Source organism: Pseudalkalibacillus sp. R45, from assembly GCF_052246725.1.
Lineage (GTDB): Bacteria > Bacillota > Bacilli > Bacillales > Fictibacillaceae > Pseudalkalibacillus.
In genome coordinates this window covers 21,057-45,984 of record NZ_JBQQCL010000013.1, presented here as the reverse complement: position 1 = coordinate 45,984, position 24,928 = coordinate 21,057, and the positions used below count along the sequence as shown (strand labels likewise).

Annotated in this window: 30 protein-coding genes and 1 pseudogene; 7 read left to right on the top strand and 24 right to left on the bottom strand. The window is 42.1% G+C overall.

The window, feature by feature from the left end:
• Positions 1-74 precede the first annotated feature (74 nt).
• Positions 75-236: a putative holin-like toxin gene (locus ACTWQL_RS18510; RefSeq protein WP_221569049.1), complete on the top strand. Its 162-nt coding sequence runs from the start codon at positions 75-77 to the stop codon at positions 234-236.
• Positions 237-488: 252 nt separating this feature from the next.
• Here the strand turns inward: ACTWQL_RS18510 and ACTWQL_RS18505 are convergent, their stop codons facing one another.
• Together ACTWQL_RS18505 and ACTWQL_RS18500 are read right to left on the bottom strand one after the other, a co-directional pair.
• Entirely contained in the window at positions 489-875 is a 387-nt protein-coding gene (locus ACTWQL_RS18505; protein WP_443143904.1) for a DUF302 domain-containing protein, read from the bottom strand.
• Positions 876-985: 110 nt separating this feature from the next.
• Positions 986-1,555 carry a class I SAM-dependent methyltransferase gene (locus ACTWQL_RS18500; protein WP_443143903.1) on the bottom strand — a complete coding sequence of 190 codons (570 nt, stop codon included), beginning with the start codon at positions 1,553-1,555 and terminating at the stop codon, positions 986-988.
• 93 nt (positions 1,556-1,648) lie between these two features.
• On the opposite strand from ACTWQL_RS18500, the gene ACTWQL_RS18495 reads away from it, so the two are divergent.
• The gene (locus ACTWQL_RS18495; RefSeq protein ID WP_443143902.1) at positions 1,649-1,816 is read left to right on the top strand and encodes a hypothetical protein; all 168 of its coding nucleotides are present in this window, start codon (positions 1,649-1,651) and stop codon (positions 1,814-1,816) included.
• Here ACTWQL_RS18495 and ACTWQL_RS18490 read toward each other — a convergent pair.
• From ACTWQL_RS18490 to ACTWQL_RS18435, 12 genes are all read right to left on the bottom strand, one after another.
• On the bottom strand, positions 1,809-2,588 hold the full coding sequence (locus ACTWQL_RS18490) for a sulfite exporter TauE/SafE family protein (protein WP_443143901.1): 780 nt from the start codon (positions 2,586-2,588) through the stop codon (positions 1,809-1,811). The genes ACTWQL_RS18495 and ACTWQL_RS18490 overlap by 8 nt on opposite strands.
• Positions 2,589-2,752: 164 nt before the next feature.
• Positions 2,753-2,980, bottom strand: a complete 228-nt coding sequence (locus tag ACTWQL_RS18485; RefSeq protein ID WP_443143900.1) for a sulfurtransferase TusA family protein — start codon at positions 2,978-2,980, stop codon at positions 2,753-2,755.
• Positions 2,981-3,020: 40 nt separating this feature from the next.
• Entirely contained in the window at positions 3,021-4,154 is a 1,134-nt protein-coding gene (locus ACTWQL_RS18480) for an MBL fold metallo-hydrolase (protein WP_443143899.1), read from the bottom strand.
• Between the two features lie 19 nt (positions 4,155-4,173).
• Positions 4,174-4,569, bottom strand: coding sequence for a DsrE/DsrF/DrsH-like family protein (locus tag ACTWQL_RS18475; RefSeq protein WP_443143898.1), 396 nt, complete (start codon positions 4,567-4,569; stop codon positions 4,174-4,176).
• 15 nt (positions 4,570-4,584) lie between these two features.
• On the bottom strand, positions 4,585-5,148 hold the full coding sequence (locus tag ACTWQL_RS18470; RefSeq protein WP_443143897.1) for a sulfurtransferase TusA family protein: 564 nt from the start codon (positions 5,146-5,148) through the stop codon (positions 4,585-4,587).
• A 21-nt stretch (positions 5,149-5,169) separates the two neighbouring features.
• Positions 5,170-5,490 (bottom strand): rhodanese-like domain-containing protein, encoded by a 321-nt coding sequence (locus ACTWQL_RS18465; RefSeq protein WP_443143896.1) that lies wholly within the window; start codon positions 5,488-5,490, stop codon positions 5,170-5,172.
• A gap of 65 nt (positions 5,491-5,555) precedes the next feature.
• Positions 5,556-6,041: a DsrE/DsrF/DrsH-like family protein gene (locus ACTWQL_RS18460; RefSeq protein ID WP_443143895.1), complete on the bottom strand. Its 486-nt coding sequence runs from the start codon at positions 6,039-6,041 to the stop codon at positions 5,556-5,558.
• Positions 6,042-6,174: 133 nt separating this feature from the next.
• Complete coding sequence (locus ACTWQL_RS18455; RefSeq protein ID WP_443143894.1) at positions 6,175-6,435, bottom strand: metal-sensitive transcriptional regulator; 261 nt, start codon at positions 6,433-6,435, stop codon at positions 6,175-6,177.
• Between the two features lie 378 nt (positions 6,436-6,813).
• Positions 6,814-8,940, bottom strand: a complete 2,127-nt coding sequence (locus ACTWQL_RS18450; RefSeq protein ID WP_443143893.1) for a heavy metal translocating P-type ATPase — start codon at positions 8,938-8,940, stop codon at positions 6,814-6,816.
• A complete protein-coding gene (locus tag ACTWQL_RS18445; protein WP_443143892.1) occupies positions 8,927-9,301 on the bottom strand; it encodes an ArsR/SmtB family transcription factor in 375 nt (124 codons plus the stop codon). The genes ACTWQL_RS18450 and ACTWQL_RS18445 overlap by 14 nt, the downstream gene beginning before the upstream one ends.
• Before the next feature lie 403 nt (positions 9,302-9,704).
• Entirely contained in the window at positions 9,705-10,349 is a 645-nt protein-coding gene (locus ACTWQL_RS18440; protein ID WP_443143891.1) for a Type 1 glutamine amidotransferase-like domain-containing protein, read from the bottom strand.
• A gap of 12 nt (positions 10,350-10,361) precedes the next feature.
• A complete protein-coding gene (locus ACTWQL_RS18435; RefSeq protein ID WP_443143890.1) occupies positions 10,362-11,033 on the bottom strand; it encodes a VC0807 family protein in 672 nt (223 codons plus the stop codon).
• A 174-nt stretch (positions 11,034-11,207) separates the two neighbouring features.
• Here ACTWQL_RS18435 and ACTWQL_RS18430 point away from each other — a divergent pair, with 174 nt between their 5' ends.
• Entirely contained in the window at positions 11,208-12,746 is a 1,539-nt protein-coding gene (locus ACTWQL_RS18430) for a hypothetical protein (RefSeq protein WP_443143889.1), read from the top strand.
• Between the two features lie 108 nt (positions 12,747-12,854).
• Here ACTWQL_RS18430 and argH read toward each other — a convergent pair whose 3' ends face one another.
• Both argH and ACTWQL_RS18420 read right to left on the bottom strand, forming a co-directional pair.
• Positions 12,855-14,243: an argininosuccinate lyase gene (gene argH, locus ACTWQL_RS18425; RefSeq protein WP_443143888.1), complete on the bottom strand. Its 1,389-nt coding sequence runs from the start codon at positions 14,241-14,243 to the stop codon at positions 12,855-12,857.
• Complete coding sequence (locus tag ACTWQL_RS18420; protein WP_443143887.1) at positions 14,236-15,471, bottom strand: argininosuccinate synthase; 1,236 nt, start codon at positions 15,469-15,471, stop codon at positions 14,236-14,238. Before ACTWQL_RS18420 ends, argH begins: the two co-directional genes overlap by 8 nt.
• 452 nt (positions 15,472-15,923) lie before the next feature.
• Between ACTWQL_RS18420 and ACTWQL_RS18415 the strand changes: the two genes are divergently transcribed.
• Entirely contained in the window at positions 15,924-16,679 is a 756-nt protein-coding gene (locus tag ACTWQL_RS18415; RefSeq protein ID WP_443143886.1) for a SurA N-terminal domain-containing protein, read from the top strand.
• A 104-nt stretch (positions 16,680-16,783) separates the two neighbouring features.
• On the opposite strand, the gene ACTWQL_RS18410 is transcribed toward ACTWQL_RS18415, so the two are convergent.
• Genes ACTWQL_RS18410 through ACTWQL_RS18400 form a run of 3 tightly spaced genes read right to left on the bottom strand, consistent with a single transcriptional unit; the run spans position 16,784 to position 19,056 of the window.
• Positions 16,784-17,833 carry a FecCD family ABC transporter permease gene (locus ACTWQL_RS18410; RefSeq protein ID WP_443143885.1) on the bottom strand — a complete coding sequence of 350 codons (1,050 nt, stop codon included), beginning with the start codon at positions 17,831-17,833 and terminating at the stop codon, positions 16,784-16,786.
• Positions 17,830-18,840, bottom strand: a complete 1,011-nt coding sequence (locus tag ACTWQL_RS18405; RefSeq protein WP_443143884.1) for a FecCD family ABC transporter permease — start codon at positions 18,838-18,840, stop codon at positions 17,830-17,832. Before ACTWQL_RS18405 ends, ACTWQL_RS18410 begins: the two co-directional genes overlap by 4 nt.
• A 51-nt stretch (positions 18,841-18,891) precedes the next feature.
• Complete coding sequence (locus ACTWQL_RS18400) at positions 18,892-19,056, bottom strand: hypothetical protein (protein WP_443143883.1); 165 nt, start codon at positions 19,054-19,056, stop codon at positions 18,892-18,894.
• 428 nt (positions 19,057-19,484) lie between these two features.
• On the opposite strand from ACTWQL_RS18400, the gene ACTWQL_RS18395 reads away from it, so the two are divergent.
• Both ACTWQL_RS18395 and ACTWQL_RS18390 read left to right on the top strand, forming a co-directional pair.
• The gene (locus ACTWQL_RS18395; protein WP_443143882.1) at positions 19,485-20,453 is read left to right on the top strand and encodes an ABC transporter substrate-binding protein; all 969 of its coding nucleotides are present in this window, start codon (positions 19,485-19,487) and stop codon (positions 20,451-20,453) included.
• Between the two features lie 212 nt (positions 20,454-20,665).
• On the top strand, positions 20,666-21,799 hold the full coding sequence (locus ACTWQL_RS18390; protein ID WP_443143881.1) for a zinc-dependent alcohol dehydrogenase: 1,134 nt from the start codon (positions 20,666-20,668) through the stop codon (positions 21,797-21,799).
• A gap of 44 nt (positions 21,800-21,843) precedes the next feature.
• Here the strand turns inward: ACTWQL_RS18390 and ACTWQL_RS18385 are convergent, their stop codons facing one another.
• The 4 genes from ACTWQL_RS18385 to ACTWQL_RS18370 form a co-directional block, all read right to left on the bottom strand.
• The gene (locus ACTWQL_RS18385) at positions 21,844-22,383 is read right to left on the bottom strand and encodes a GNAT family N-acetyltransferase (protein WP_443143880.1); all 540 of its coding nucleotides are present in this window, start codon (positions 22,381-22,383) and stop codon (positions 21,844-21,846) included.
• 23 nt (positions 22,384-22,406) lie between these two features.
• The gene (locus tag ACTWQL_RS18380) at positions 22,407-22,742 is read right to left on the bottom strand and encodes an ArsR/SmtB family transcription factor (RefSeq protein ID WP_443143879.1); all 336 of its coding nucleotides are present in this window, start codon (positions 22,740-22,742) and stop codon (positions 22,407-22,409) included.
• A gap of 6 nt (positions 22,743-22,748) precedes the next feature.
• Positions 22,749-23,156 (bottom strand): SRPBCC family protein, encoded by a 408-nt coding sequence (locus ACTWQL_RS18375; RefSeq protein WP_221569063.1) that lies wholly within the window; start codon positions 23,154-23,156, stop codon positions 22,749-22,751.
• A 141-nt stretch (positions 23,157-23,297) separates the two neighbouring features.
• Positions 23,298-23,786, bottom strand: a complete 489-nt coding sequence (locus ACTWQL_RS18370; protein WP_443143878.1) for a GyrI-like domain-containing protein — start codon at positions 23,784-23,786, stop codon at positions 23,298-23,300.
• Between the two features lie 139 nt (positions 23,787-23,925).
• On the opposite strand from ACTWQL_RS18370, the gene ACTWQL_RS18365 reads away from it, so the two are divergent.
• Positions 23,926-24,126: a DUF6944 family repetitive protein gene (locus tag ACTWQL_RS18365; RefSeq protein WP_443143877.1), complete on the top strand. Its 201-nt coding sequence runs from the start codon at positions 23,926-23,928 to the stop codon at positions 24,124-24,126.
• On the opposite strand, the pseudogene ACTWQL_RS18360 reads toward ACTWQL_RS18365, so the two are convergent.
• Positions 24,098-24,883: pseudogene (locus ACTWQL_RS18360) on the bottom strand (transposase); the annotation flags it as partial. The gene ACTWQL_RS18365 and the pseudogene ACTWQL_RS18360 overlap by 29 nt on opposite strands.
• Between the last annotated feature and the right edge of the window lie 45 nt (positions 24,884-24,928).

Below are 24,928 nucleotides of genomic sequence, written 5' to 3'. Positions count from 1 at the left end.
TTTGCATATATAATAGCAGGAGGCTTGGACAGCGCATAACTGGTCCATATGTATCATGAGAAATTTTACCAATAATGATAGAATTGTATAAATACGATAAGTTTCGGTACTCAAGGACGGTCGGCACTACACTCGAAAGGGGTGGTGTAATAATGACGGTTTTTCAAACGTTGATGGTTACCATCTCGTTTGCCACGTTGATTATCAGCGTATTGTCATTCCCGTATAAAAAATAGACCGTCCTTGAGCTGCACACTTTAGGTCACGGTCTACTCTAGTCTAAGCCGGTCCCCTTGAGGGAAAAGCTTATCGTATGATACGCAGGTGTTCGCAGCACCTGCGTTTTCATTTTCTAAAAACCTTTTTTTATTATAACACCACTATCTCAGGTTGTCATCGCAAAAATCAACAGTTTCTGAAAATTGTAACTATCTTGTAATCCAGCGATCAAGAATCACACAAAAACATTATATGCCTTCATTCAGAATTTAGACGCTGGATTTATCCATACATGCGATTAGTCTTTTCTCGATATCCTCTGCCATTTCAGTGATTTGTGCATCGTCGACCATCGTTACGAGGGATGTCGGTTTTGGCATTCCGATCTTCGTCACGCCATCATCCTCATAAACAACCATTTTACACGGCAGGAAATAGCCGACCATTACATTTTGATTCAAAACACGTTGCGCTTCCTTCGGGTTACACACTTCTAGAATCCTGAAATCTCTGTCGAACTCCAGTCCTTTGTTGTTCAAGGTATTCTTCAGATCAAAGTTCCATAGTACCCCGAATTGTTCTTCCTTCAATTGCTTTTCCAATGTTTCGCACGCTTCATCAATTGATTGATTTGTTGTTACCGTATAATGAAACATCCACTACATCTCCTTTTATTAATTGATTATGGGTTCATTATACCCTACATCGTATTATTGAAATTCCCTATTTACGTCAAAGTTAAACGATTGATTCCATTCCCTATTCTTCAATTCACAGTCGCTTTTACGCCATATGTCTTTCCATCTCGATATAGTATTTCAGCTTCGAAGCCATTTTCTTGCAAGACTGAAAGAAATCGTTCTGAAGAAATACGCTCATGCGGTGGCGGGCCCATCTCAGGATTTTCTTCCATTTCCCAATCAAGGATAAAAAGCTGTCCACCCTTTACCATAATTCGATTTATTTCTTCAAAAGCCTTCTTTAAATGTGAGATTTCATGCATAACAAAAGCACTGAAAATCTTGTTGACAGTGTTGTCTCCCATGTCGATCGCTTCAAGATCACTCGTTATGAATTCAATATTGGAGACATTTTCGTCAACTGCATAATCATTCAGCATATCAAGCATTTGAGGTTCGATATCAACCGCGTGTACAGTTGTCACCTTTTTGGCCATAGGAACAGTAAAATACCCATTCCCAGCCCCCAAGTCTGCGACAATATCAGTATGCTCCAAATTAAGGTACGCCAGGATTTTTTCCACTGGCAAGAGTTTTTGTCTTTCAGGACTAAACAACTTCCCCGCTTTTTCAGGTTTAAAACGCTTGTCAGACATAAGACCCTCTCCCTGTTGCAAATTTTTTCAAAACCACATATAATGCCAAGTAAACACATAGGATTTCAATATAATGATAGGGGTGAATCTCGAATGAATACATTACTTCAAGAAAAATGCCCTGTATGTGATAAAAGACTGGATTGTTTCAATGAAGGGTTTATGAGTACGGTAATTGTCAAGAGCTGTTCAGAAGGACATTACGAGAAAGTCTTCCACCCAGCCCTTGAAACCTTTATTGAAACTCGTAAAATCAGCTGAATATATCAAGCCAGATTTTGATTGAAGTTCCGACGATCAAGGCAGCCAATAGCCATTGAAGGATTTTGGTATTGACCTTCTGACCGGTCTTTGCACCTAATGGTGAAGCAATCAGACTGGCCACAACCATTACGATGGCAGGAACCAGAAGCACTTGACCGGTTGATATTTTCCCGATTGTGGAACCGATAGAAGAAATGAATGTGATTGCAAGTGAGGTGGCAATCGTCATCCTTGTCGGTATTTTCAACACGACGAGCATAATCGGAACAAGTATGAATGCTCCAGCAGCCCCTACGATACCCGCACCAATTCCGACAATCAAAGCTAGGAACGCGGCAAGCCATTTATTAAACGTTACATTATCTAACGCCTGATCATCGAGCCCTTTTTTTGGAATAAACATCATCACAGCAGCAATCGTTGCAAGGATCCCATAAGTAATGTTAATCCCACTTTCAGTAAGAAGCCTTGATCCGTATGCACCGATGAAGCTTCCGATCAATACAGCGGTACCCATATAGATGATCAGTATCTTATTCAGATAGCCTCCTTTCCGATATGCCCAAACACCACCGATTGTGGCAAAGAATACCTGTACCGCACTGATTCCTGAAACTTCATGAGAAGTGAACGCTGCGAATCCCAATAATGGCGGGATATATAAGAGCATCGGATATTTGATGATGGATCCGCCGATTCCTACCATTCCAGACACATATGAGCCGACAAATCCGATTAAGAATATCGTTATGATAAATGCTATATCCATGATTTCTCTCCTCCTTTTAAAAGCCAGACTCTGTTTTTCTTAATGTTGATTTCCGCGAAATTCAACATTAATGGTTAACAAAGCTTATTAAAAAAAGCTCAATAAGGGGAATGCATCGGCAGCATTTTACCCATCTTCCCCTTTATTGAGCCTTCTATTTCTATTTAGGCTTTCTTGACCCAGAACTTGAACACTCCGTCTTCTTCTGTATCTTGTAGAAGTTCGTGTCCGCCTGATTTCACCCAAGCAGATAGGTCGCTTTTTGCCCCTTTATCAGTTGCGTGGATTTCAAGAACTTGCCCAGAATCGATTTCATCAATCGCCTTTTTTGTTTTGACAATCGGCATTGGACATGCCAATCCTTTTGCATCTAGTACTTTATCTGAATTCATTTATAAAACCTCCTGAGTTTTTATTGTGGTTCGGAAAATATTAACCTTCAACTGCGCAACGGTTTGGACCGATTTCCATTTCACGTTGCTCATCTGTTTCAGGGTTGATCTTCCCCATATTCGTTTCACGGATTTCCTGATAAGCATTTGGTTGAGGTGGTAGATTTTCCGTTACAAGTTTACGGAATTCCCCTTCGTCTTCCACATTCAACCCAGAGTTCTCCTTATACAGATCTCCTAGGTTCGCTTTCACAGACCCATCTTCACCAACCTCTTCCACTTTTGAGAAGTGAGCAGGTAGGACGACCAGATCATCTGAAAGCTCTTTATATTTGCTATACAAAGTGTCTCTCAAATCACTCACCCAGTCTTCCGCTTTACCTGCAAGGTCCGGACGACCGATTGATTTCACGAATAAGATATCACCAGTGAGTAGATATTGATCATCTACAATGAATGACGTACTTCCGATCGTGTGTCCAGGTGAGTAGATCGGTTGGACTTTTATTGTCGTGTTTCCAACTGTCAGATCATTTCCTTCTTCAAGCTTGTTGTAGTCAAATGTTACTTCTGTCGCGTCCTTTGGAGGCAGGTAGTAATCTGCGCCAAAGATTTCAGCAAGTTTACGCCCGCCGGAAATGTGATCCGCATGAAGGTGGGTATCTGTAAGATGCTTCACCTTAAGTCCTTTTTCTTTAACAAACGTTTCATAAGGCTCTGTCATACGGTTGCTGTCGATGATCATCGCTTCACCGTCGGACTCGATAAGGTAAGATAGACAGCCCTTGCCGATACGGACGAATTGATAGATCGCACCGCCGTCTTTCAAGTCACCGATTTTCACAGGTTCAAGGTGCTCGCTCCAGGATTTCATTCCACCTTGCAAGTAAGAAACATCCTCAAGGCCAGCTTCAACTAGCTGTTCCCCTACGAACTTTGAAGAACCCTCTTTCGCGCAAACAACCAATATTTCTTGGTCTTTTGGAAGCTGATCCAGAATACCATCAACGCCTTCTAACAATTCGAAGTATGGCATATTGATGATCTCTACAGCTCCACCTTCGATTTTCCAATCGTTAAAATCATTTTCGTTTCGTACATCAAGTATAAAAAGCTTTTCGTTATTCAATACTTTTCGAGTAATTTCTTTTGCAGTCATTTCTTTAATAGCCATTTCTTTAATTCCCCTCCTCTTAAAAGGTTAGTGTCACGTCGGCATCTTCTGCATAATTCAAAAATGTTGCTGCCCCACCGACATCTATTCCATCAACAAAATGATCTTTTTCAAGATTCATGACATCCATAGTCATTTGACATGCAATCAGCTTCACACCAAGTTCCTTCGCCATCTCTAATAGTTCTGGGATTTTTGGGACGTTGGCATTTTCGAAACCTTCCTGATAGTGTTCCTTCCCTTCAGGAATCGGCAATTGCCGGTGCCCTTCTTTATGAATCAGATTAAGGCCATCGAAAGTAAAGAAAATGCCGACTTCTGCGTCAGACGCAGCTGCTGCAGTTGCAATATTGAATACTTTATACGCATCAAACAATTCTCCATTACTTGCAATGATCGCTACTTTTTTAGCCATTATGAAACCCTCCGATTAATCTTCTTTTTCAGTGGGACCATCCCACTCTGACATTCCAGGAACAACGTTTTTCACTTTTGCAAAACCTTTATCTGACAACAATTGTGATGCACGGTCACTACGATTTCCTGTTCTGCAGACAACATAGATGTCATCGTTTTTATTCAACTCATCCAAACGATTCTCCAATTCCCCTAAAGGAATGGATTTCGCTCCAGGAATACGGCTGAATGCATACTCTGCAGGTTCACGGACATCTAAAACAGTACCGCCTTCTTCAAGTTGTGTTTTCAACTCGTCATTCTGGATGACATGAGGATATTGGGTGTCTTCTTTTGTCTCCTCTGGGCTTGCTTTGCGAAGATAGTGCTTCAGGACATCTCCTTCTTCCTTTGTGCCAAGATATTGATGGCCTGTCGATTTCGCCCAGCTTGCAATATCTGCAGTTGATCCTTTATCTGTCGCTTGGACTTCCAGGACCTGACCTGCTTCAATTTCTCCAATCGTCTTTTTCGTTTTTACAATCGGCATTGGACATGCGAGTCCTTTAGCATCCAATACTTTGTCTGTTTTAATCATGTGTAGCGCCTCCTTCTAGGTTTAGTGATTTGATAGTTCTCCATTCCAATTCATCATGCCGCCTTTCATATTCAAGACGGAATACCCTTCTCCCTCAAGAAACTTTGCAGCCTTCCCGCTTCGGTTCCCAGAACGGCATACCATGATGTGTTCCTTATCTTTAGGAATCTCATTTGTACGTTCAGAAATGTCACCAAGAGGAATATGCTTCGCACCTGGAATTATTCCGTTTGCTACTTCTTCATCTTCTCGTACATCGATGATACTAATATCGTTGTTTTCTTTTCGTTTCTTATCCACTTCATCCGGAGTGATCGTTTTAACATTGTTGAATCCGAACATGAGCTAACCTCCTTTTGGGCGATTTGTAGTCCCTTATACCTCATAGGGTATTATTTTAAACAAAATTAAATAAACAAATTCACTTTACCTTCGTTTGCTTCTCCAAGATAAGCTGCTACGCCGCCATAATTGATATCATCTAAAAGTTCTTCTTTTTGAAGACCTAATAGATCCATTGTCATTGTACATGCAACAAGGTTGACGCCCTGTTCTTGAGCCATTTCCACAAGATCTGGAAGAGACATGGCATTATGCTTTTTCATAACATGTTTGATCATTTTCGGTCCCATACCAGCCATGTTCATTTTAGATAAGCCAAGTTTCTTTGCCCCACGAGGCATCATCTTACCGAACATCTTTTCAAGCATTCCTTTTTTCACTGGCACCTGTTCATCTTTACGAAGTGCATTCAATCCCCAGAATGTATGGAAAATTGTCACCTCATGATCATACGCCGCTGCACCATTCGCAATGATATAAGCCGCTATGGCCTTATCAAGATCTCCACTGAATAATACGATTGTTGTCTTGTCTTTTTTTACTTCTGTCATCATTTACTCCTCCTTGAAATGTTTTATACATATACCCGTATAGGTATCTATTTTCTTAAAAATAAAAAGGTGTTGTTTTATACCCCTAAGGGTATACTACTATGCATTCAAATGAATGTCAACACCTGCATTTTCATCTGCTTTTTACAAGTAGATTAACGGCTTCTTTAATAAGATCGTCCGTGTTTTCACCTTTATCCAGTTGCTCTCTCACACACTGTTCGAGGTTTGTTCCAACGACAAGACCGATTGTACGGTCCAACGCACTTCTAATTGCAGACATTTGTGTCACTATATCTTTACAATCTTTTTCTTCTTCCATCATTTTAAGAACACCGCGTAATTGTCCTTCAATACGTTTAACGCGGTTCTTCATTTGATCATTATATTCCACGAGGTTAACCTCCTTTATTTAAATGTTCAATAATACCCCTATAGGTATATTACAACATTTTTTCTAAAGATGCAAATCACCTTGTTAACACCTCTATTGTACAATACATGTTTCATAAAGAAAACGAGAGGTTGTCCAATGAGTGCTGAAGATTGGCGTAACATCAAGACACCTTGTTGAAGGAACAATCGTTAACGGACACAAGAGACCTTATTTGGCCAATATATTGGAAATTTATAAACTTAACGGACACCAGGGACCTTATTTCGCAAATATCGCAGAAAATCAGCTCCTTTTTTCATAAATAACGGCTCTGGTGTCCGTTACGATTTCAAACTAGAAAAGACATTCGATAGCCAAAGGCCTTTTGAAAAGAACCTATTCTTTAACTCTTAGCAGTCTCAATCCATTCAAGGTAACAAGGAGGGTTGCGCCCATATCTGCAAAGATTGCAATCCACAGGGTCAACCAGCCTGGCACGACAAGTAAAAGCGCCAACAGTTTCACTCCGATCGAAAAGGCAATGTTCTGCTTGATGATTGCAAGAGTTTTTCGGCTAAGCTTGATGGTATATGGAAGTTTGCGCAAGTCATCTCCCATCAGAGCGATATCCGCTGTTTCGATGGCTGTATCGGTACCAGCACCGCCCATGGCAATTCCGACGGTAGAGGACGCAAGGGCAGGTGCGTCATTTACACCATCCCCGACCATCGCGACTTTCCCAAACCGCTGTTCATATTCTTTAATGTAGTTTAATTTTTCTTCAGGAAGCAGTTCTGCTTTTATGGTAGAAATGTTAATTTGCTCCCCGATGCTGTTTGCTGTCAGCTGATGGTCACCAGTCAGCATGATCGTATTTTTGATATTCATATCATATAGTGCTTTTACGACTTCGGCACTTTCATCCCTTATTGTATCCGCTACTGCAACGAGTGCCAGCAGATGCTCTTCTGTGCCGACTGCCAACACGGTTTTCCCTTCAGAACGAAGACGATCGATGATAATGTTCGTATCACTTTCAAGCTGTACATGCATATCATCGGTAAATAACGCAAGACTTCCAGCATAATAAACAGCCTGATCGATCGTACCTTTTATACCCTTACCGGTAATCGATTTGAAGTTCTCTATATTCTCTGATGGCTTCTCAATTCCCATCTCTTCAGCTTTCTTCAGTATTGCAGATGCTAAAGGATGCTGTGATCTGCTTTCAAGAATAGCAGCAATCCGGATAATTTCAGACTCCTTGTATTCGGCCAGCGCGATAATATCGGTGACTTCAGGGATTCCCTTTGTCAATGTTCCGGTTTTATCAAATGCGATTGATTTCAATTTCCCCGCTTCTTCTAAATAGACTCCACCTTTTACTAATACACCGTTCCGTGCAGCATTCCCTACTGCTGTGACGATGGAAACAGGCGTTGAAATCACGAGGGCACAAGGACACCCGACGACTAAGACAGCCAGCCCTTGATAGATCCATTCTCCCCAGCTTCCACCTAATAATGGCGGTATTACCGCTACACCTATCGCCACTAAAATGATGGCGGGGGTATAATATTTTGCGAAACGATCTACAAACGATTGGGATGGAGCCCGCTCTTCTTGTGCTTCTTCAACGAGATGGATGATCTTCGCTAGCGTCGTATCCTCTACCCGTTTTGTTACTTCAACTTCTAAGTAGCCATCTTCATTCAATGTTCCAGCAAACGCTTCAGCGCCGACAGACAGGTGTACTGGAACAGATTCGCCAGTAATCGCAGATTGGTTCACGAACGAGCCGCCTTTCGAAACGACTCCATCCATGGCTAGTTTTTGCCCTGGTAAAACAATCATCGTATCTCCAACCTGCACGTCCTCTACAGGGATTGTCATCTCCTGATTGTATCGCAGGACAGTCGCTTCCTTTGGCGCTATTTCCATCAATCCGCGGATTGACTGACGTGCTTTTTCCATCGAATAAGCTTCGAGGATCTCACTGATTGCGAACAGGATCACAACCATGGCGCCCTCACCCCATTCTCCGATCAAAGCAGCTCCGACGATCGCGATTGTCATAAGTGTCCTCATATCAAAATCGAGACGCACCAGGTTTTTAAATCCTGTAAGGAATAAGCGATACCCTCCTATAAGTATGGATCCTGCATAAAAGCCGTTAGCCAATAATGAGCCTTCCCCGTTTATCAAACTGATTGTCCAGCCGACCATTAAAAAAATTCCGGCAATGAACACATTCCAATGTCGTTTCAAAAACGGTTCTTTCTTTTCTTCTTTCAAATGGTCAGGGCGGACTTTCAGGTTTTCAAAAGCCCCCGCTTTTTCGATTTCTTTTATATGGGCATCGCCTCTAATTGTAAGCTTTGAGGCAGTAAAGTTCACTTTTGCATCCAAAACACCATCCAGGCGTTTTACATTCGTTTCGAACTTTTTCGCACAGTTTGCTCAGGTGAATCCTGAGATCCTATAGACGTGATGTTTCGTTTCATTCACTTTAGCTTGTTGCAAGATGCTTCCCCTCCTCTAAATGAGAGAATGCTGTCTGTATAATTTGCCTAACGTGATCATCATCCAATGAGTAATACACGAGCTTTCCAACTTTGCGATACTTTGCAAGTCCCATGTTCCGAAGCAATCTCAGATGGTGGGAAGCCGTTGCAACTGTACATTCCACGATATTTGATACGTCGCATACACATAGTTCTTCCTCTATCGTCAATGCATAAGCGATTTTGATTCGTGTATCATCGGATAAGGCTTTGAAAACTTTCGCCGCTGACATGGTATCTTTTCCTTCTATATCAGCTTTTATCCGATTCACTTTATCTTCATGCACACAATTGACTTTACAAACATCGTCCTTCGCCATTTCGTTCACCTCTCACCATATCATTCAAACGTTCTTTTGAATATTAGTATATAAGGTATGATGGAATGACGTCAAACATTACGGTTGTTGGTATCAAAAGGGTTTTCACATGACCACACAGCAGTTTGCACATAAAAAAACCCAAAAGTGTCTGTCACTTTTGGGTCAGCCTCTTTCGCAATCCTTATCTTCTTTTGTTCTTCCTTTTCGTTTCAATGATGACCTTTTCGATTTCGTAGAAGTTAAACATGGAATCCGCTCCCTTTTCGAGATTGTTTTGTTACTCTTAGTTTACGGAATTCCCCTTGTTTATTAACCGGTCAGCAGATTGGATTTTCCTCCGCCTCTAGATTGATTTTATTCTCCACCTATGTCCCAAGCTGATGTACTAAGCTAGTATTTTTCATCGACTTACCCTGAAGTAAGCTCTTCTAACTTTCCCGTAACATTCCAGTTTTCCTTGTTCGATTACAATGCCCGCTCGATCCTGACATAAATACAAAGGTATTGATGAACGGGTCAGGAATGCTTCAATCTCTTCTGTCATGCGAATCCGGTCTATAAAATGAGTTAAGAAATGCAACTGGACTAAGTTGAGTGCCTCTAAATCAGCAAGTCGGACATCATTGGGATCCAAAAATTGCGCAACCTCAATTGTCGGCGACATCATCATCGCACCTGCACTTACCCCGATCAAGACTCCACCGGTTTTTACAAAGTCCTGTAGAAAAGACAGCATGTTCCTCGAACGTAGATTCTTCAAAAAATAATATGTATTTCCGCCAGATAAATAAATCGCATCGCAAGACGATAACGCATCCAGGTTTTCAGGTTCATATTCTTTATCGATATCAAAATAAACATATTGATCAAAACCAAACCGTTGCAAGTGCGGTTTCATACGATTGAAGTAATGTTTTGGCGCATCGTACTGTGAGGGGATATAGCCTAATGTAGGACCTTTCTCTGAGACAATCTGCCTGATCTTCTTCTCCAACCCTTTATCTAGATGTTCATCGATATTACTCAACATGATCAAATGACTCATATTTAAACCTCTCTATTCATTGCGCACTCCTTTATCGAAATGCTCGTTTCTTAAATTTCGGATCATTTCTTTGAATACTTTCTCCTCTTGCAGCAATTTTGAAATATAAACAAATCCGATCACCGTTAAAATGGAAGTGCCCCAGCTGATGACCTGCCTTGCGATGATTCCTTTATCAAAAGCCTCTACCCCATACTCATTGATCAACCAGATTTTAAATGTTGCCTGGATGACATCCCGTAACGCAAAGGCAAGCGTGATCAAGACAAAGACTAGATAGATTTTCTTCTTATGAAACAAAGGCTTCAGCCGCGCCTTTTCCATACCCTGAAGTTCCATAAGGTCGAGCCCGAAATAAAGAGCGATCGGCTTTTTAAAAACGATTGTTCCAGCGAATAAGACCGCTAGTGCATATCCGTAGAAGACATTGTTCCATAATAGTTGGATAGCAGAGCCCGCTAATACATCCAACAACGTACTGATGATAAGATTTCCTAGCATGAAAATGCCGAATACATTCAATTTCTTTATCTCGTAAAACCGATAGATGCTATAGAGGATCCCTGGTACAGAAGATACAAGCATCGCGTAGTAATCACCTATGATCTCTCTGCCATAATGCCAGACGACCAACGGGAAAATCACATAAAAAATGATATCCAAGAGTGCTATGTACTTTTTCATGAAATGAATTTCTCCTTTATGCTTCCTAGTCTGTACTTTCTTCTTCATGAGCCTGATCCCTTTTCTATTAGTAAAAATGAAACTATTTTTCTTCTAAACCGTATGATACGATGTGACATAAAACATACATATTTTGGAATGTTCCAAAAAGGGGGGATGCTGGTGGTTCAGCATGTGAAGAAAAAACGCACAATCTATTTACCCATGATGCTTCTTTTCCTATTAATCGGTTTGTTGACATTTCACCATGCGATGAAGGAACGGGATCTGACTCCGGATGGCCTCAGTCGCAATACAGAAATTGTCGATGGGGTAAACGGGAAGATCCTCACAGCTAAAAAAGTCGATTCCGGTTATGATATTCACTTTAATGAAAATGGCAAGCTTGCGAACGTCCATGTCAATGAAAAATTGGAAATGATCAATAAAGAAACGCTTCCGATTGAGGTAGGTCTAACGGCTACTATATGGGCAAAGAACAATACGGCCTATTTCGTTGAAGATCAAGCGTTGACTTACTTTGATGGGAAAGAGAAACGAACGATAGCTGACAAGATAGATGGTTTCGAAGCCTCTGATACGAACCTCTATTATTGGGAAAAAGATAAGATCTTTAAGCTTGATTCTACAACGAATACTTCAGAGCAGCTGGCAATAACCGATCATCCGATCTCTAACGTATTTGCAAGTGATCAGAAAGGACTTTTTGCAGTAACAAGTAAAATAGATGATTTTACCACCCATGTCGCTGTCTTCAAAACGAATCGGAATGACGTGAAACAAGTCCAATCTTTTGAAGTTGAATCCATCAGCGGGGAAATGTTGGCTGATATCGACTTGGCTGAAAATGAGGAAGGTCTTCATGTTATCTATCAAACGGGGCAAGCTCATGGTGGAACAATTATCAGACGAGGTGAGTACACCCTTTTCAAAACTCCAAATACAGAATCTTCGTTTAAAAATATCGAAATCTATGATACTTTTACCCGAAGCAAACAACGGGTGTTCGACAATTTGGACCTGGTCATGACTGAAAATGGACCTGAATTGATACTTTCAATCCGGGGTATGATCAAACCGAAAATCGAAAGCTGGAATGTTTATCGAGCTGTCCCCAAAGATGAGGAGTGGCTTGCAAGTCACATCAGCACCACAACATCTGTTTCCAAAAATCACGTTTATGTGGATGAAGGTGAACTTTTCTGGTTGGATACTAGAGGAAAAAACGCGAAGATCATGGCAGTATCGGATCACCCTGAACTTGTCGAAAAAGGTGAAAGCCTACAAGCCTCTGATTGGGTGAATGGCTTCTATACAGGGATGGCGAAGCTGCCATATGGACTGATTCTATTATTAGTTGCCGTCATGTGGCTTGCACCGGCAATCATTTTTCTATTCTGTGTTTCATTCTGGAATGAAGATGCGATCGAACAATGCCGCAGCTGGGTCCGATACAGTGCGATCGGTTTATTCACCATTTTTCAATATTTCTTGTTACAGCGATTTTTCACACCGATGTTTGAAGCTTTTTCACCAATTTACTTATCGTTTCAAATGCATTCGGTTATCATTCCGATCGTACTTGTCCTTCTAAGTTTGTTATTCACAAGACTGGTAAGGAAAAGTCATTGGAATCTTTATCAGGAGTTCGGATACTTCTCCCTCTTCCATACGTTGATGATCATCTTTCTGATCTCACCCTATACGATTTAAATGATAGGAATCAGTGTTTGTCGCAATCGTTTCACGTTTTGTCGTTATTAACAAAGCCACAAGTTAAAAAGGGCGACCCCTAGTCCATTATCGTGGGTCACCCTTCTTTTATACCTTCTCTACGCTTTTCAGTTTTGTTTCAGCGAGTTCAATCTGCTTTTTGACTTCTGTTTGTCCCGTCCCGCCTGTACTGTTTCTCGCAGCAACGACGTTTTCGGGTGCAAGGATCTCATAGATATCCTCTTCAAATAATGGACTGAATTCCTGATAAAACTCGAACTTAAGGTCTAAGAGATATTTCTTTTGTTGGATCGCGTGGAGAACGATTTGGCCGATGATCGCATGAGCCTCACGGAAAGGCAACCCTTTCGTAACGAGGTAGTCAGCCAAATCAGTGGCATTCGAATAGTCTTCCGTCACAGCCTTTCGCATCGCACCTGTGTTCACCGTCATCGTTTCAATCATCGGCGCCAGAAGCTTCAACGATCCATCCAACGTTTTGACCGTATCGAACATCCCTTCCTTATCCTCCTGCATGTCCTTATTATACGCTAACGGCAAACCTTTTAAGACAGTTAACAATCCCATAAGGTTCCCATACGTACGACCAGTTTTCGCGCGTAAAAGCTCTGGGACGTCAGGGTTCTTTTTTTGCGGCATGATGCTTGAACCGGTACAGAAAGAATCGTCCAATTCAATAAAACCGAATTCCTGACTCGACCAGATCACCATTTCTTCTGATAGACGCGATATATGCGTCATCATGATCGAAGCGATCGAGAGAAATTCTAAAATGAAGTCTCTGTCGCTTACCGCATCCATGCTGTTCGGGTAAATCGAATCGAACTCAAGGATTTCAGCCACTCTTCCCCGATTGATCGAGAACGTCGTACCAGCAAGCGCACCTGCCCCGAGCGGAAGGACATTCACTCTTTTCAGACTATCGACCAATCGTTCCTTGTCTCGCTCGAACATCCAGAAGTAAGCCATCAGATGATGGGCGAAAGAAATCGGCTGTGCACGCTGTAAATGCGTATAACCAGGCAAAATCGTATCAACATTCGCTTTAGATTGTACCAAGATTGAGTGTTGGACCTGTTCGACAAGCTGGATGATCTCAGTCGTCTTCGTTTTCAAGTATAAATGCATATCCGTTGCTACCTGATCATTCCGACTCCGTCCAGTATGCAGTTTCCCGCCTACAGTACCGATTTCATCAATCAAGTGCTTTTCGATATTCATATGGATGTCTTCATGTTCAACCGCATATTCAAGCTCTTCATTCTCGATTTTTTTCTTTAATGTTTCCAGACCGTTTTTGATCGTGTCAGCTTCTTCAACTGAAATAATCTCACATTCCGCAAGCATCTGGACATGCGCAAGGCTTCCCTTTATATCCTCTAATGCAAGCTGTTGATCGAATTCAATGGAGGCTGTGAACTCTTCAACAAGCTCATTGGTTTCTTTCGTAAAACGGCCGCCCCAAAGCTTAGCCATACAATTTCTCCTTGCTGACCGCTTTAAGATTCGGCTTCTTATTCACTTCTGCATGTACTTTCGTCGAGAGCCCCCATAGTTTGATGAAGCCTACAGCAGCATTGTGATCAAAGAGATCTCCTTCTGAATAGGTCGCTAACTGCTCGTTATACAGGCTATGACTTGATTTACGTGCCACAACTGTTGCGTTACCTTTAAACAGCTTGATTTTGATTGTGCCGCTTACAACGTTTTGTGTTTCATTGATGAATGCTTCCAATGCAGAACGTAATGGTGAGTACCATAGTCCTTCATAGACAAGCTTCGCCATCTGTTGCTCCACCTGAGGCTTGAATTGAGTGACCTCACGAGGCAACGTCAAGAATTCCAGCTCTTTATGTGCATTGATCAACAGCATGGCAGCAGGGTTCTCATACACTTCTCGGGATTTGATTCCGACAAGACGATTTTCAATATGGTCGATTCGACCGTACCCATGTTTTCCACCGATTTCGTTCAATGTTTCGATCAACTCGACGATCGGCGTTTTTTCACCATTAAGAGCGACAGGTACTCCCTCTTCAAAATCGATTTCGAGATATTCAGGCTCATTAGGGGTCATCTCGATCGGATTCGTCCAATCATACGCATTCTCTGGCGCCTCTGCCCATGGATCCTCCAGGACACCCGCTTCACAAGCACGGCCCCAAATATTAGCATCGATCGAAAAAGGATTGTCGAGATTGACCGGGATCGGAATACCTTTCTCTGCTGCATATGCAATTTCTTCATCACGTGTCATTCCCCATTCACGAACAGGGGCAATCACTTGAAGATCCGGATTCAATGCCTGGATGGATACTTCAAATCGTACCTGATCATTCCCTTTTCCAGTGCAGCCGTGCGCAACTGCTACTGCACCTTCCTGTTCAGCAACTTCTACCAAAAGCTTCGAGATAAGAGGACGGGATAAGGCAGAAGATAACGGATACTTTCCTTCATACATGCAATTCGATTTCAATGCAGGCAATAAGTATTCTTTTGCTAAAAGTTCCTTCGCATCGACTACGATTGATTTTACAGCTCCTACGCTCAACGCTTTGTTTTTGATCGTTTCTAAGTCTTTCCCTTCTCCTACGTCTAAACCAAGTGCAATTACATCATAACCGTATTTTTCTTGTATCCATTTGATTGATACAGAAGTATCCAACCCACCTGAATAAGCTAAAACCACTTTCCCTTTGCTCATTAAGCTCCACTCCTTGTTGTGTATTTTTATTTATTTTAATGTATGTTTATTCAAAGTTAATCAATTGATACTAAATTACTTTATTTCTATACGAATGTCAACACATTTTGAAAAAGAAATCCGGAAGAATTTTTCAAGTTGTTCGTCACCAGATTCCAGGGGCTGTAGACAGTAATTTGCCCCCATTCTTTCAGTTCTCATTCAACTTTTTGTTAGCAATCAATAAGTGATAGCTTTATTGAAAACAGCTTCCATTTTACTTTTTTCGGAATCTGTACTAACATAGGGGACCAAATGGACGAATATCTGGTATAAGATATTTCTTTTTGTAAAATCTACCATATGGAAGCAAAATGCTTAACCTTGTTCGAAGAGTGTAGAACGAGGGATTTAAAAGTTACCTCAGCTTTAAATTGAGGAATAACAACATTTATGTGAAAGGGGAACTTTCCTTGAAAAAAATCATGTATACAGCTTTAGTCGCCCTGTTTGCATTCGCTTTAGCAGCATGTGGCGGTAATGAAGAGAGTAAAGGTGATAACGAAAACAAAGAAGGTCAACAAAAGGACAAAGAGAATAAAGAAAAAACAGAACAAATGGAAGAAATGCAGAAAAAGATGGAAAAGCAGCAGGTTGATGAAAATAAAGTGGTTGCTACTGTCAATGATGAAGAAATCAAAGGAACAGATTTCAACCGAGCATTAGGCCAAATGCAAATGCAATATCAACAAATGGGACAAGATCCTACATCTAAGAAAGTTGCAGACCAATTGAAAAAACAAGTTGTCACTGGTCTTGTGGATTTCGAAGTGATCGTCCAAGAGGCTGAAGCAAAAGGCTATAATGCATCAGAGGACGAAGTAAACAAACAGATCGATCAGATCAAAGGTCAATTTGATGATGAGAAGAAATTCAAGGAAGCATTGAAGACGAATAAACTGAATGAAGAACAATTGAAAGAACAGATTGCAGCACAAATCCAGTATGAGACTTATGTTGAAAAAGAAATTCCGGCTGATGAGGTCTCTGAGGAAGAATTAAAAAAATATTACGACCAAATGAAAGAGGCTCAGGGAGAACAAGCTCCAAAGTATGAAGATGTAAAAGATCAACTTAAAAAACAAATGCAACAGCAACAGAAGCAAGAAAAGGTAGCTCAAAAAGTGAAAGAACTGAAGAAAGATGCTGACATCAACGTAAAAATCTAAGAAGTATATAAGTAAAGAAGCAGCCAGCTGGCTGCTTCTTTCTTTTGTGGCACTTTTCGCTTAATGCTGTTTTTGGAAATATACTCGCCTTCCGCAGCCTTTTGCTATTGATGCCTTGAACGATAGAGCAAGTAGATGAAATATGGTGCACCTAATGCCGCCGTGAAAACACCGGCAGGTACTTCCAATGGTGCGAAGGCGGTTCGTGCAATCAAATCCGCACCCATCACGAGCAGTGCTCCTACTAATGCGGAAGCTGGAATCAATGCTCCAAATGAAGATCCTACAAGTCTTCGCGCAATGTGTGGCGCCATCAAACCGACAAATCCGACGCCCCCGACGAAAGCCACCGCACCGCCAGCAAGCGCTGTACTGAAAAGCAATAGGATTAGGCGGTCCTTTTGTACAACACTTCCAAACCCTCTTGCAAGGTCTTCCCCAAGCTCTTGTACGTTCAACCTACGTGCATACATCCAAACGAATAACAGGAAGATGAGAATCCACGGTGTTAATGTCTTCACCTGATTCCAGTTTGCGCCATTCACACTACCGGTTATCCAGATTTGAGCCTGAGTGGCCAAATACAACGGTCCGAATAGGATCATCATGTTCGTAAGTGCCTGCATCGCTGCTGCAAGACCGATGCCAATCAGTACAAGGCGTACAGGATTGACGCCATTTTTCCATGAAAAAATATAGACAAGGAAACCTAGTAATGTCGCCCCGATAAATGCAGCGACCGGCATCCAGTGGATACTCACGGTCAAAGCGTTGCCTCGCCCGCTGAACACTGTTAAGAACGTGACCGCAGCTAATGAAGCTCCCCCTGTGATCCCTATGATATCGGGGGAAGCAAGCGGATTCCGGATAATCCCTTGTAAAATCGCTCCAGATACGGCTAACGCCATTCCAGCAATCAGCGCCAATAAAATCCGCGGCAGCCGGAAAGACTTGATGACAAGTTCATTCATCGAGTCCCCCATCCCGAGTAACGTCTTTACTACATCAACTGGATGGATCTGCATCTGCCCTGTGCCGACACTGATGACCAAAAGCACCAGTGTGAGGACAGTCAACAACATGATGTATAAGACTGCTTTTTTATCTATTAAAAAGGACATCCATTTCGTACGTAAGGGGTGGTATTTACTCACAGTCTATTCAACCCCCTTCTTGCGATGTAGATGAAGAATGGCGTACCAATAAGTGCAGTCATAACTCCGACAGGTACTTCCTTCGGCATGATGACATACCGTGCAGCAATATCAGCGAGCAACAGTAATATAGCCCCTAACAATCCGCTGTAAGGAATGATCCATTTGTAATTGATGCCAACAAGCCCTCTTGCAATATGGGGAATAACGATGCCGATGAAGCCGATTGGTCCTGCTATCGCGACGGCAGAACCCGCAAGCAATACGATGACAACTGCTGCACTGATCTTGATAAGGGTCGTATTTTGACCAAGTCCCGCTGCCACATCGTCCCCCATCGAAAGTGTATTCATCTGCCCAGTAATCAACAAGGATCCTAGCCAGCCAATGATAAGGTACGGCAGCATTGCCGTCAGGATGCCGAGCTTACGTCCCTCAATGGAACCGGTCAGCCAAAACAGAACTTCCTCCAACGCTTTTTCGTCCAATGCAAGCATGCCCTGTGTCATGGAAGCGAACATCGCTGCCATCGCCGCACCAGCCAGCGTCAATTTTACAGGTGTAAGTCCGTCTCTTCCTAATGAGCCAAGTAAATAAACAATTAAAGAAGTGACCATCGCACCAAAGAAAGCGATCCACGCAAATTGATGGATTGATGATATGGAAAAGAATGTGACGGCAACAACGATGAAAAAACCAGCTCCAGCATTGATACCGAATATACTCGGTGATGCCAAGGGATTCCTTGTAATCCCCTGCATCAACGCCCCTGCTATCGCCAGACTTGCACCGACTGCAGCGCCGATGAGCGCCCGCGGCACACGGCTTTCCTGTATGATGATATGTTCATTGGAGCCATCAAACTGGGTGAAGGAATGGATGACCATCCCCCAATTAACGCTAGTATAACCGTAAACGACACTGCACCCGATGAAAAAGACGACTAAGAAGATCCCTGCAAGGAGACCGATCAACTTTTTCACATTTGTATTTAAAAGTTCCCTCATATGTATAAACCTTTCTTTTTAACTCTTTTCTTAAAGATAGTTGCTTTTGGGTCATTTTGGTAATGAACCACCTTGTGCAAGTTGATTGGAGAGTAAGGTGCGAGACTCCTCGAAAATGAAAATCGCATTTTTTTCGTGCGATGGAACGCTGCCGAAGCTTTCCTTGTCCTGCGGGATCAGCGTGCCTACTACCTGAATAATCTCCTCGCAAGGCATGCGACGAGGAAGCTCGCTTCGACAGGACTTTCTTGTAGACGCAGGAGCACAAATGCTTCATTGATAAGGAGACTCCTGAGGTCGCAAAGCGACAAGTGGGCTAACCGCACGCCCCGCGGAAAGCGAGCACCTGAAGCGGAAATCAACGACTTTTAAAGAAAACTTGGCGAGACCAAGCCTTTTGTAGGTCGAGCCTTAGTTGCCCTTATACTGAAGAAAGTATTTTATACTTTCTTTAAGTGCAAGAGCAACAAAGTTTGCGAAACAGCCTTCTTTTTAAACGTTTCCTATTTAAGTCTATTCTTGCTGGGCTTAACTGTCAATGATAATCATTATCAATTTCTTATTGACAAGGAGGAAAAACAGTTATAAACTACTAATTGTGAATGAGATTCATTATCAATAAAACATTCGGGAGGATATTACATATGCAAAAATGGAAAGGTTTCAGCTTATTTGCACTTATGTTAACATTCGTTGTTGCACTAGCAGCATGCGGAGGCGGATCTGGAGAAGGATCTGAAGAAAAGAAAGACGGAGATAAATCGAAGTCTACGATTACCGTAGAACATGCTATGGGAAAAACGAAAGTCCCAGAAAAACCTGAAAGAGTCGTCATCCTTACAAACGAAGGGACAGAAGCACTACTTTCTATGGGCGTGAAGCCAGTAGGTGCTGTCCAGTCCTGGCTTGGTGATCCTTGGTATGATCACATTGCTGATGACATGGAAGGTGTAGAAGTCGTCGGTACAGAAAGCGATATCAACCTTGAAAAGATCGCATCATTGAATCCTGATCTAATCATCGGGAACAAAATGCGTCAGGAAAAGTTTTATGATCAATTGAACGATATTGCACCAACAGTATTCTCCGAGCAATTACGTGGAGACTGGAAAATCAATTTCAAGCTTTATGCAAAGGCACTGAATAAACAAGAAGAAGGTAAAAAAGTGTTGGCTGATTTCGACCAACGTATTGAAGATATCAAATCAAAGCTTGGCGACAAGGTCAATCAAGAGGTTTCCGTAGTCCGTTTCTTGGCAGGAAATTCACGTATTTATTTCAAGGATTCATTCTCTGGCGTTATCCTGGAGCAAATCGGTTTCAAACGTCCTGAGTCACAAAACAAATCTGATTTTGCAGAAGAAGTGACGAAAGAACGTATTCCGGATATGGAAGGTGACATCCTCTTCTACTTTACTTATGAAACCGGTGATAAAGAAGCTTCAAAAACAGAAGAAGAATGGACAAATGACAAGCTATGGAAGAACCTTGATGTTGTAAAAGAAGGCAACGCACACCGGGTGAGCGACGCAATTTGGAACACTGCCGGCGGTGTAAAAGCAGCGAACCTCACATTAGATGACATTGAAAAATACTTCAAAATTGAAGAGTAATGGAAAAACAGAACGTGCAGCCCTAGGGGTTGCACGTTTTTTTGTTTGGATCTATTTAATGTTGATCTTTCGAGAATTTCCCTCACCTTTGCCTTAGCCCCCCTTTCTGGTACAAATGTAGGAGTTATAAAGGCTTCGAAGTATATCTAGTTTATCCCTACTACTATACGGAAATAGAATTACTAACCTTTTTAATAGAGGATGGTGGAAAAATGCAGGCTGTAACTTTTCAAGGAAAAGAGAAGATGCAAGTCAAAAAAGTAGAAGATCCGACTATCCAAGAAAATACGGATATGATTGTCAGAATAACAGCAAGCGGAATTTGCGGATCCGACCTTCATCTTTATAAAGGTGGAATAGAGCCCGAACAAGACTATGTTGTCGGCCACGAGCCGATGGGAATTGTAGAAGAAGTAGGATCTGAGGTTACCAGATTGAAAAAAGGAGACCGAGTTGTCATCCCTTTCAATATCGGTTGCGGAGATTGCTTCTTCTGTAATAATCAGATGGAAAGTCAATGTGACAACTCGAATCCCCATGGGGAACCAGGCGGTCTATTCGGTTTCACTGAACTGTTCGGGAATTTTCCTGGCGGTCAAGCTGAGTACTTGAGAGTTCCCTATGCCGACTTCACTTCATTCAAAGTTCCTGAATCAAGTGAACTGGATGATGAAAGTGTCTTATTTCTATCCGATGTCATCCCAACCTCCTACTGGAGTGTCGAACATAGTGGGGTAAAAAAGGGAGACACGGTAGTCGTTCTGGGAAGCGGCCCAATCGGGTTGATGACTCAGAAATTCGCCTGGTTGAAAGGCGCAAAAAGGGTTATAGCGGTCGATCAAGTCGATCATCGACTCGAACATGCCCGAAAAACCAACCAAGTCGAAACCTATAACTTCAAAGAACACGAGGAAATCGGTTCTCTATTGCACGAAAAAACAGAAGGCGGAGCTGATGTGGTCATCGATTGTGTTGGTATGGATGGCACCGTACCACCAAACAAGGAATTCGGATCTGATCGGGATAATCAATTTGGAACAATAAGCCCGATTGTCACAGCCTCTGAGTCGGTTAGAAAGTTCGGTACTGTGCAATTGACAGGTGTATACGGTACAGAAGCCAACAACTTCCCGCTAGGCGACTTTTTCAGCAGAAATGTTTCATTGAAGATGGGACAAGCACCTGTCATCCATCTGATGCCGAAATTGTATGAAATGATTGAAGACAAAACCTTCGATCCAACGGATATCATCACGCATAAGATTCCATTAGAAGACGCGGCCAAAGGCTATGACATTTTTGATAAAAAAGAGGATGGAAATATCAAAGTCGTGTTGAAGCCGTGAACATGATATGTGGAAAAAGTGCAGCCATGTATAAGGCTGCACTTTTAATCGTTGGGGTTGATGATTGCCAATACTTGATGATCTTCCCACTTCCCATTGATTTTCACATTTTTTCTGGCTATGCCTTCTTTATGGAAACCGGATTTCTCGAGTACACGGATTGAACCGATGTTGTGCGGCATTACTCCCGCTTCGATCCGATGCAGGTTTAATTCGTCAAATGCATACTTGACAATCAATTTCACCGCTTCTGTCATATATCCCATGCCATTATGTTCCTTGTCAAGGAAATAGCCAACAAAAGCACCTTGAAGAGAACCCCGTAACACTTGGAATAAATCAATGGTTCCGATTAAAACATCCTCATCATTCCTGTAGACTCCGAAATGATAGCCAAGGTCCTTCTCCCTATTCTCATTGAATTGACGTATTCGCTCCTTTTGCCCATCTACTGTGTAATAATCTTCACTCCGGCTCATCGAAAATTGTTGGAAGAAATCGCTGTTCCTGACGTTTAAATCGTGTAGTGCCTCGACTTCATTTGATTGAATTGGTTTAAGATAGATCTTATCCCCTTTAAGCATCCCTATCCCCCGTTTCCACTCCATTAAGAATTCGAATCTGATTCATCATTTTCAACATAATGCTTGAGCATACTGAGTTTGTTTTCCCAGAACTTTTCATAATAAGCAAGCCAATCCTTCACTTCTTTTAATGGTTCGGGGTGTAATTGATAGATTTTATTCCTCCCCGATTTCCTTCCACTTACCAGGTTTGCTTCCGAAAGAATCCGCAAATGCTTTGAAACCGCTGTACGAGTCATGTCAAAGTGCTCAGTCAATTCGTGGAGAGCCCGATCATTCTGTGCAAGAAGCTTCAATAACTCTCGTCTTGTCGGATCAGCTACTGCTTGAAAGACATCGTGTTTAGGAGCTGCTGCCATGTCACTTTACACCTCAACATATTCTTTAAGTCTCGGAAGTACCGCCTCTCTCCAACCATGATCCATTCGTTCTCTGACATCAGCATGCGTGTCACCAGTTTCCGTGACTTTCGTTTCGTCCCAACCGGCATGGATCAAAGTGAACTCGGTTTTCCCTTCTAAATCTTTGAGTTCGAAAGTGACATGCCAATCCTTTCCCCATGAGAAACTAAGGCGATTCGGCGGATTGAGTTCTGTCACTTTACAAGGTGAGATTCCATACGGGGAATGCAAAGAAAATTCATGTCCGAGTTCAGCTTTAAAATCGTTTGGCATGAACCACTCGGCTATTCCCTCGGAAGTTGCTACTGCTTCCCAAACCTTTTGGATGGGTGCATTGAATACAGATGATTGCTTAATTGTCTCTACTGTCATTTCATTACCTCCTAAAAAGAAACCTTTTGGTGTCACATAGATTATAAGAAACCTTTTGGTTTCGTGTCAAGCATTCAAAACTGCCTATCTACTATTTTTTGAGCGAATCAAAAAAACGCCTATAGAGAGGCGTTTTCTTTCTTATTTCACGGGTAGATGCAGGGTGAACTCTGAATCCACGCCTTTAAAAGGAAGGAAAAGTTCAAAGCCGAAGTTGTCGATTTTCTTTAAACCTTCGTTCTGGATCCATTGATGCAGATAGGGATAAGGATCAAAGTTGTCAGTTGTTGGATCAAATCGAAGAGTGGCGTATTTCCTTGCTGGAATGACTTTCGAAATCATTTCCTCGGGAATGGTGTCGAAGTCGCTCACTTCAACCGCCGCTATCCACGTGAATTCTTCCGTATCTGGATTCCAATTTGGAGGATCGACAAAAACTCCGTAGGAGACAGGTTCATTGATGCGGTTCTTAATCTTATGGATGTGGTTTTCATAGAAATCACTTACCATTACAGGAATTTTCTCGTGACGTTCCGCCATTGTCGTTGAACATGACATACCGACCAACTTTAATTCAGCCTTTTCGACAATACTTGGCATTGAAGCTTTTGTTTCGATGCCTTCATTCATTTTTTTCAACTCCTTTAACGAATCATTTCTTCAAATAACAATTCGATGCACCATTACCATTTCCTTCAAATTTCGAACCTCTGCTTCGTAAAACGGATATAGTATAGAAGAACTGTACGACAGGGAGCCAATTCTATGTATGCCCGATTTACTTGAAGTGACTGGAGCATGGATACAAGTAATAGGAACAGCTATTGCCGCATCAAGAGAGACTCTCCTTGTTTTGGAGAATGATGAAGAGGATTTCAACGGGAATTGTCTTGTTATGATTGGAAATGCGATAGAAGCTGCAGGAAACTCATTACAAGCAGAATGTTTGCCAACTTTTCTAATCGTATAATTGACACATTATGTTTGACTGCGAAATCGACAATTTGCCGACTCACCTTATGGGCCTGGTCCTTCATCCAGCGTTGCTCTTTATTATTTAGCTTTTTGATGGCAGTGAGCTTTTTCTTTCTTCCGAGCTTTTGTCGGTTGGATTTGAATCTCCGACGAACATACTTGTTTCGCCTTCCGTTGCCAAAAAACCGGGTCTTCTCGTCTTCAGTGACCGTAACAGCCGGGACTTTCAGACCGAGATCGACACCCATAGTTCTGGTGCCTGTGTTTTGTTGGGTCGGGATCTCTATCGAGAACTGAGCGATCCATTTGTGTGCTTTTTTCGTGATGCGGAGGGTTCCGCGTTTGTAGGAAGTAAGTTTAGTGAGGGTGTCTTGCGTGAAGGTAGCGTTAATGCGGATACGCTTGGATTTTCCGTCTACCATCAATGGTACTGAAACGGATCCCTCATCAAACGTGTAGTTCTGATTGTTCCATAGGATGCAGGGTTTCTTTAAGATGGGGATAATTTTATAACGGGTTTTCTTTACTTTCCGAAAGACACTTTTCGCATCCCGGATTGCCTGGTTTTTGACAGCACTGGGGAGAGGAGCATTTACATGTTTGGAGGTTTTACGGGTTGATTCTTTCGCTTGTATCATTTCCGCTACAAGCGCATTAATGGTTGCAATATACGTGGTGCTCGAGCGACTCATTAAATCACATTGATTTTGATTAGGCAACAGTTTCACTTGGACCGTGACCGTCTGTGACATGTTTCCCCCCTCGTTTTTTGTTCTTCGACTTCCCGTTGTTTTGGT

Excerpts from the sequence above, each read along its gene's own strand:
- ACTWQL_RS18395 (WP_443143882.1), top strand. The coding sequence starts at position 19,485 with ATGCAAAAATGGAAAGGTTTCAGCTTATTTGCACTTATGTTAACATTC.
- ACTWQL_RS18400 (WP_443143883.1), bottom strand. The coding sequence starts at position 19,056 with ATGCCTTGCGAGGAGATTATTCAGGTAGTAGGCACGCTGATCCCGCAG.
- ACTWQL_RS18480 (WP_443143899.1), bottom strand. The coding sequence starts at position 4,154 with ATGGCTATTAAAGAAATGACTGCAAAAGAAATTACTCGAAAAGTATTG.
- ACTWQL_RS18365 (WP_443143877.1), top strand. The coding sequence starts at position 23,926 with ATGCCCGATTTACTTGAAGTGACTGGAGCATGGATACAAGTAATAGGA.
- ACTWQL_RS18385 (WP_443143880.1), bottom strand. The coding sequence starts at position 22,383 with ATGCTTAAAGGGGATAAGATCTATCTTAAACCAATTCAATCAAATGAA.
- ACTWQL_RS18485 (WP_443143900.1), bottom strand. The coding sequence starts at position 2,980 with ATGAATTCAGATAAAGTACTAGATGCAAAAGGATTGGCATGTCCAATG.
- ACTWQL_RS18510 (WP_221569049.1), top strand. The coding sequence starts at position 75 with ATGATAGAATTGTATAAATACGATAAGTTTCGGTACTCAAGGACGGTC.
- ACTWQL_RS18370 (WP_443143878.1), bottom strand. The coding sequence starts at position 23,786 with ATGAATGAAGGCATCGAAACAAAAGCTTCAATGCCAAGTATTGTCGAA.
- ACTWQL_RS18475 (WP_443143898.1), bottom strand. The coding sequence starts at position 4,569 with ATGGCTAAAAAAGTAGCGATCATTGCAAGTAATGGAGAATTGTTTGAT.
- ACTWQL_RS18380 (WP_443143879.1), bottom strand. The coding sequence starts at position 22,742 with ATGGCAGCAGCTCCTAAACACGATGTCTTTCAAGCAGTAGCTGATCCG.
- ACTWQL_RS18500 (WP_443143903.1), bottom strand. The coding sequence starts at position 1,555 with ATGTCTGACAAGCGTTTTAAACCTGAAAAAGCGGGGAAGTTGTTTAGT.
- ACTWQL_RS18405 (WP_443143884.1), bottom strand. The coding sequence starts at position 18,840 with ATGAGGGAACTTTTAAATACAAATGTGAAAAAGTTGATCGGTCTCCTT.
- ACTWQL_RS18470 (WP_443143897.1), bottom strand. The coding sequence starts at position 5,148 with ATGATTAAAACAGACAAAGTATTGGATGCTAAAGGACTCGCATGTCCA.
- ACTWQL_RS18435 (WP_443143890.1), bottom strand. The coding sequence starts at position 11,033 with ATGAAAAAGTACATAGCACTCTTGGATATCATTTTTTATGTGATTTTC.
- ACTWQL_RS18420 (WP_443143887.1), bottom strand. The coding sequence starts at position 15,471 with ATGAGCAAAGGGAAAGTGGTTTTAGCTTATTCAGGTGGGTTGGATACT.
- ACTWQL_RS18460 (WP_443143895.1), bottom strand. The coding sequence starts at position 6,041 with ATGACAGAAGTAAAAAAAGACAAGACAACAATCGTATTATTCAGTGGA.
- ACTWQL_RS18440 (WP_443143891.1), bottom strand. The coding sequence starts at position 10,349 with ATGAGTCATTTGATCATGTTGAGTAATATCGATGAACATCTAGATAAA.
- ACTWQL_RS18465 (WP_443143896.1), bottom strand. The coding sequence starts at position 5,490 with ATGTTCGGATTCAACAATGTTAAAACGATCACTCCGGATGAAGTGGAT.
- ACTWQL_RS18495 (WP_443143902.1), top strand. The coding sequence starts at position 1,649 with ATGAATACATTACTTCAAGAAAAATGCCCTGTATGTGATAAAAGACTG.
- argH (WP_443143888.1), bottom strand. The coding sequence starts at position 14,243 with ATGGCTAAGCTTTGGGGCGGCCGTTTTACGAAAGAAACCAATGAGCTT.
- ACTWQL_RS18390 (WP_443143881.1), top strand. The coding sequence starts at position 20,666 with ATGCAGGCTGTAACTTTTCAAGGAAAAGAGAAGATGCAAGTCAAAAAA.
- ACTWQL_RS18490 (WP_443143901.1), bottom strand. The coding sequence starts at position 2,588 with ATGGATATAGCATTTATCATAACGATATTCTTAATCGGATTTGTCGGC.
- ACTWQL_RS18505 (WP_443143904.1), bottom strand. The coding sequence starts at position 875 with ATGTTTCATTATACGGTAACAACAAATCAATCAATTGATGAAGCGTGC.
- ACTWQL_RS18375 (WP_221569063.1), bottom strand. The coding sequence starts at position 23,156 with ATGACAGTAGAGACAATTAAGCAATCATCTGTATTCAATGCACCCATC.
- ACTWQL_RS18445 (WP_443143892.1), bottom strand. The coding sequence starts at position 9,301 with ATGGCGAAGGACGATGTTTGTAAAGTCAATTGTGTGCATGAAGATAAA.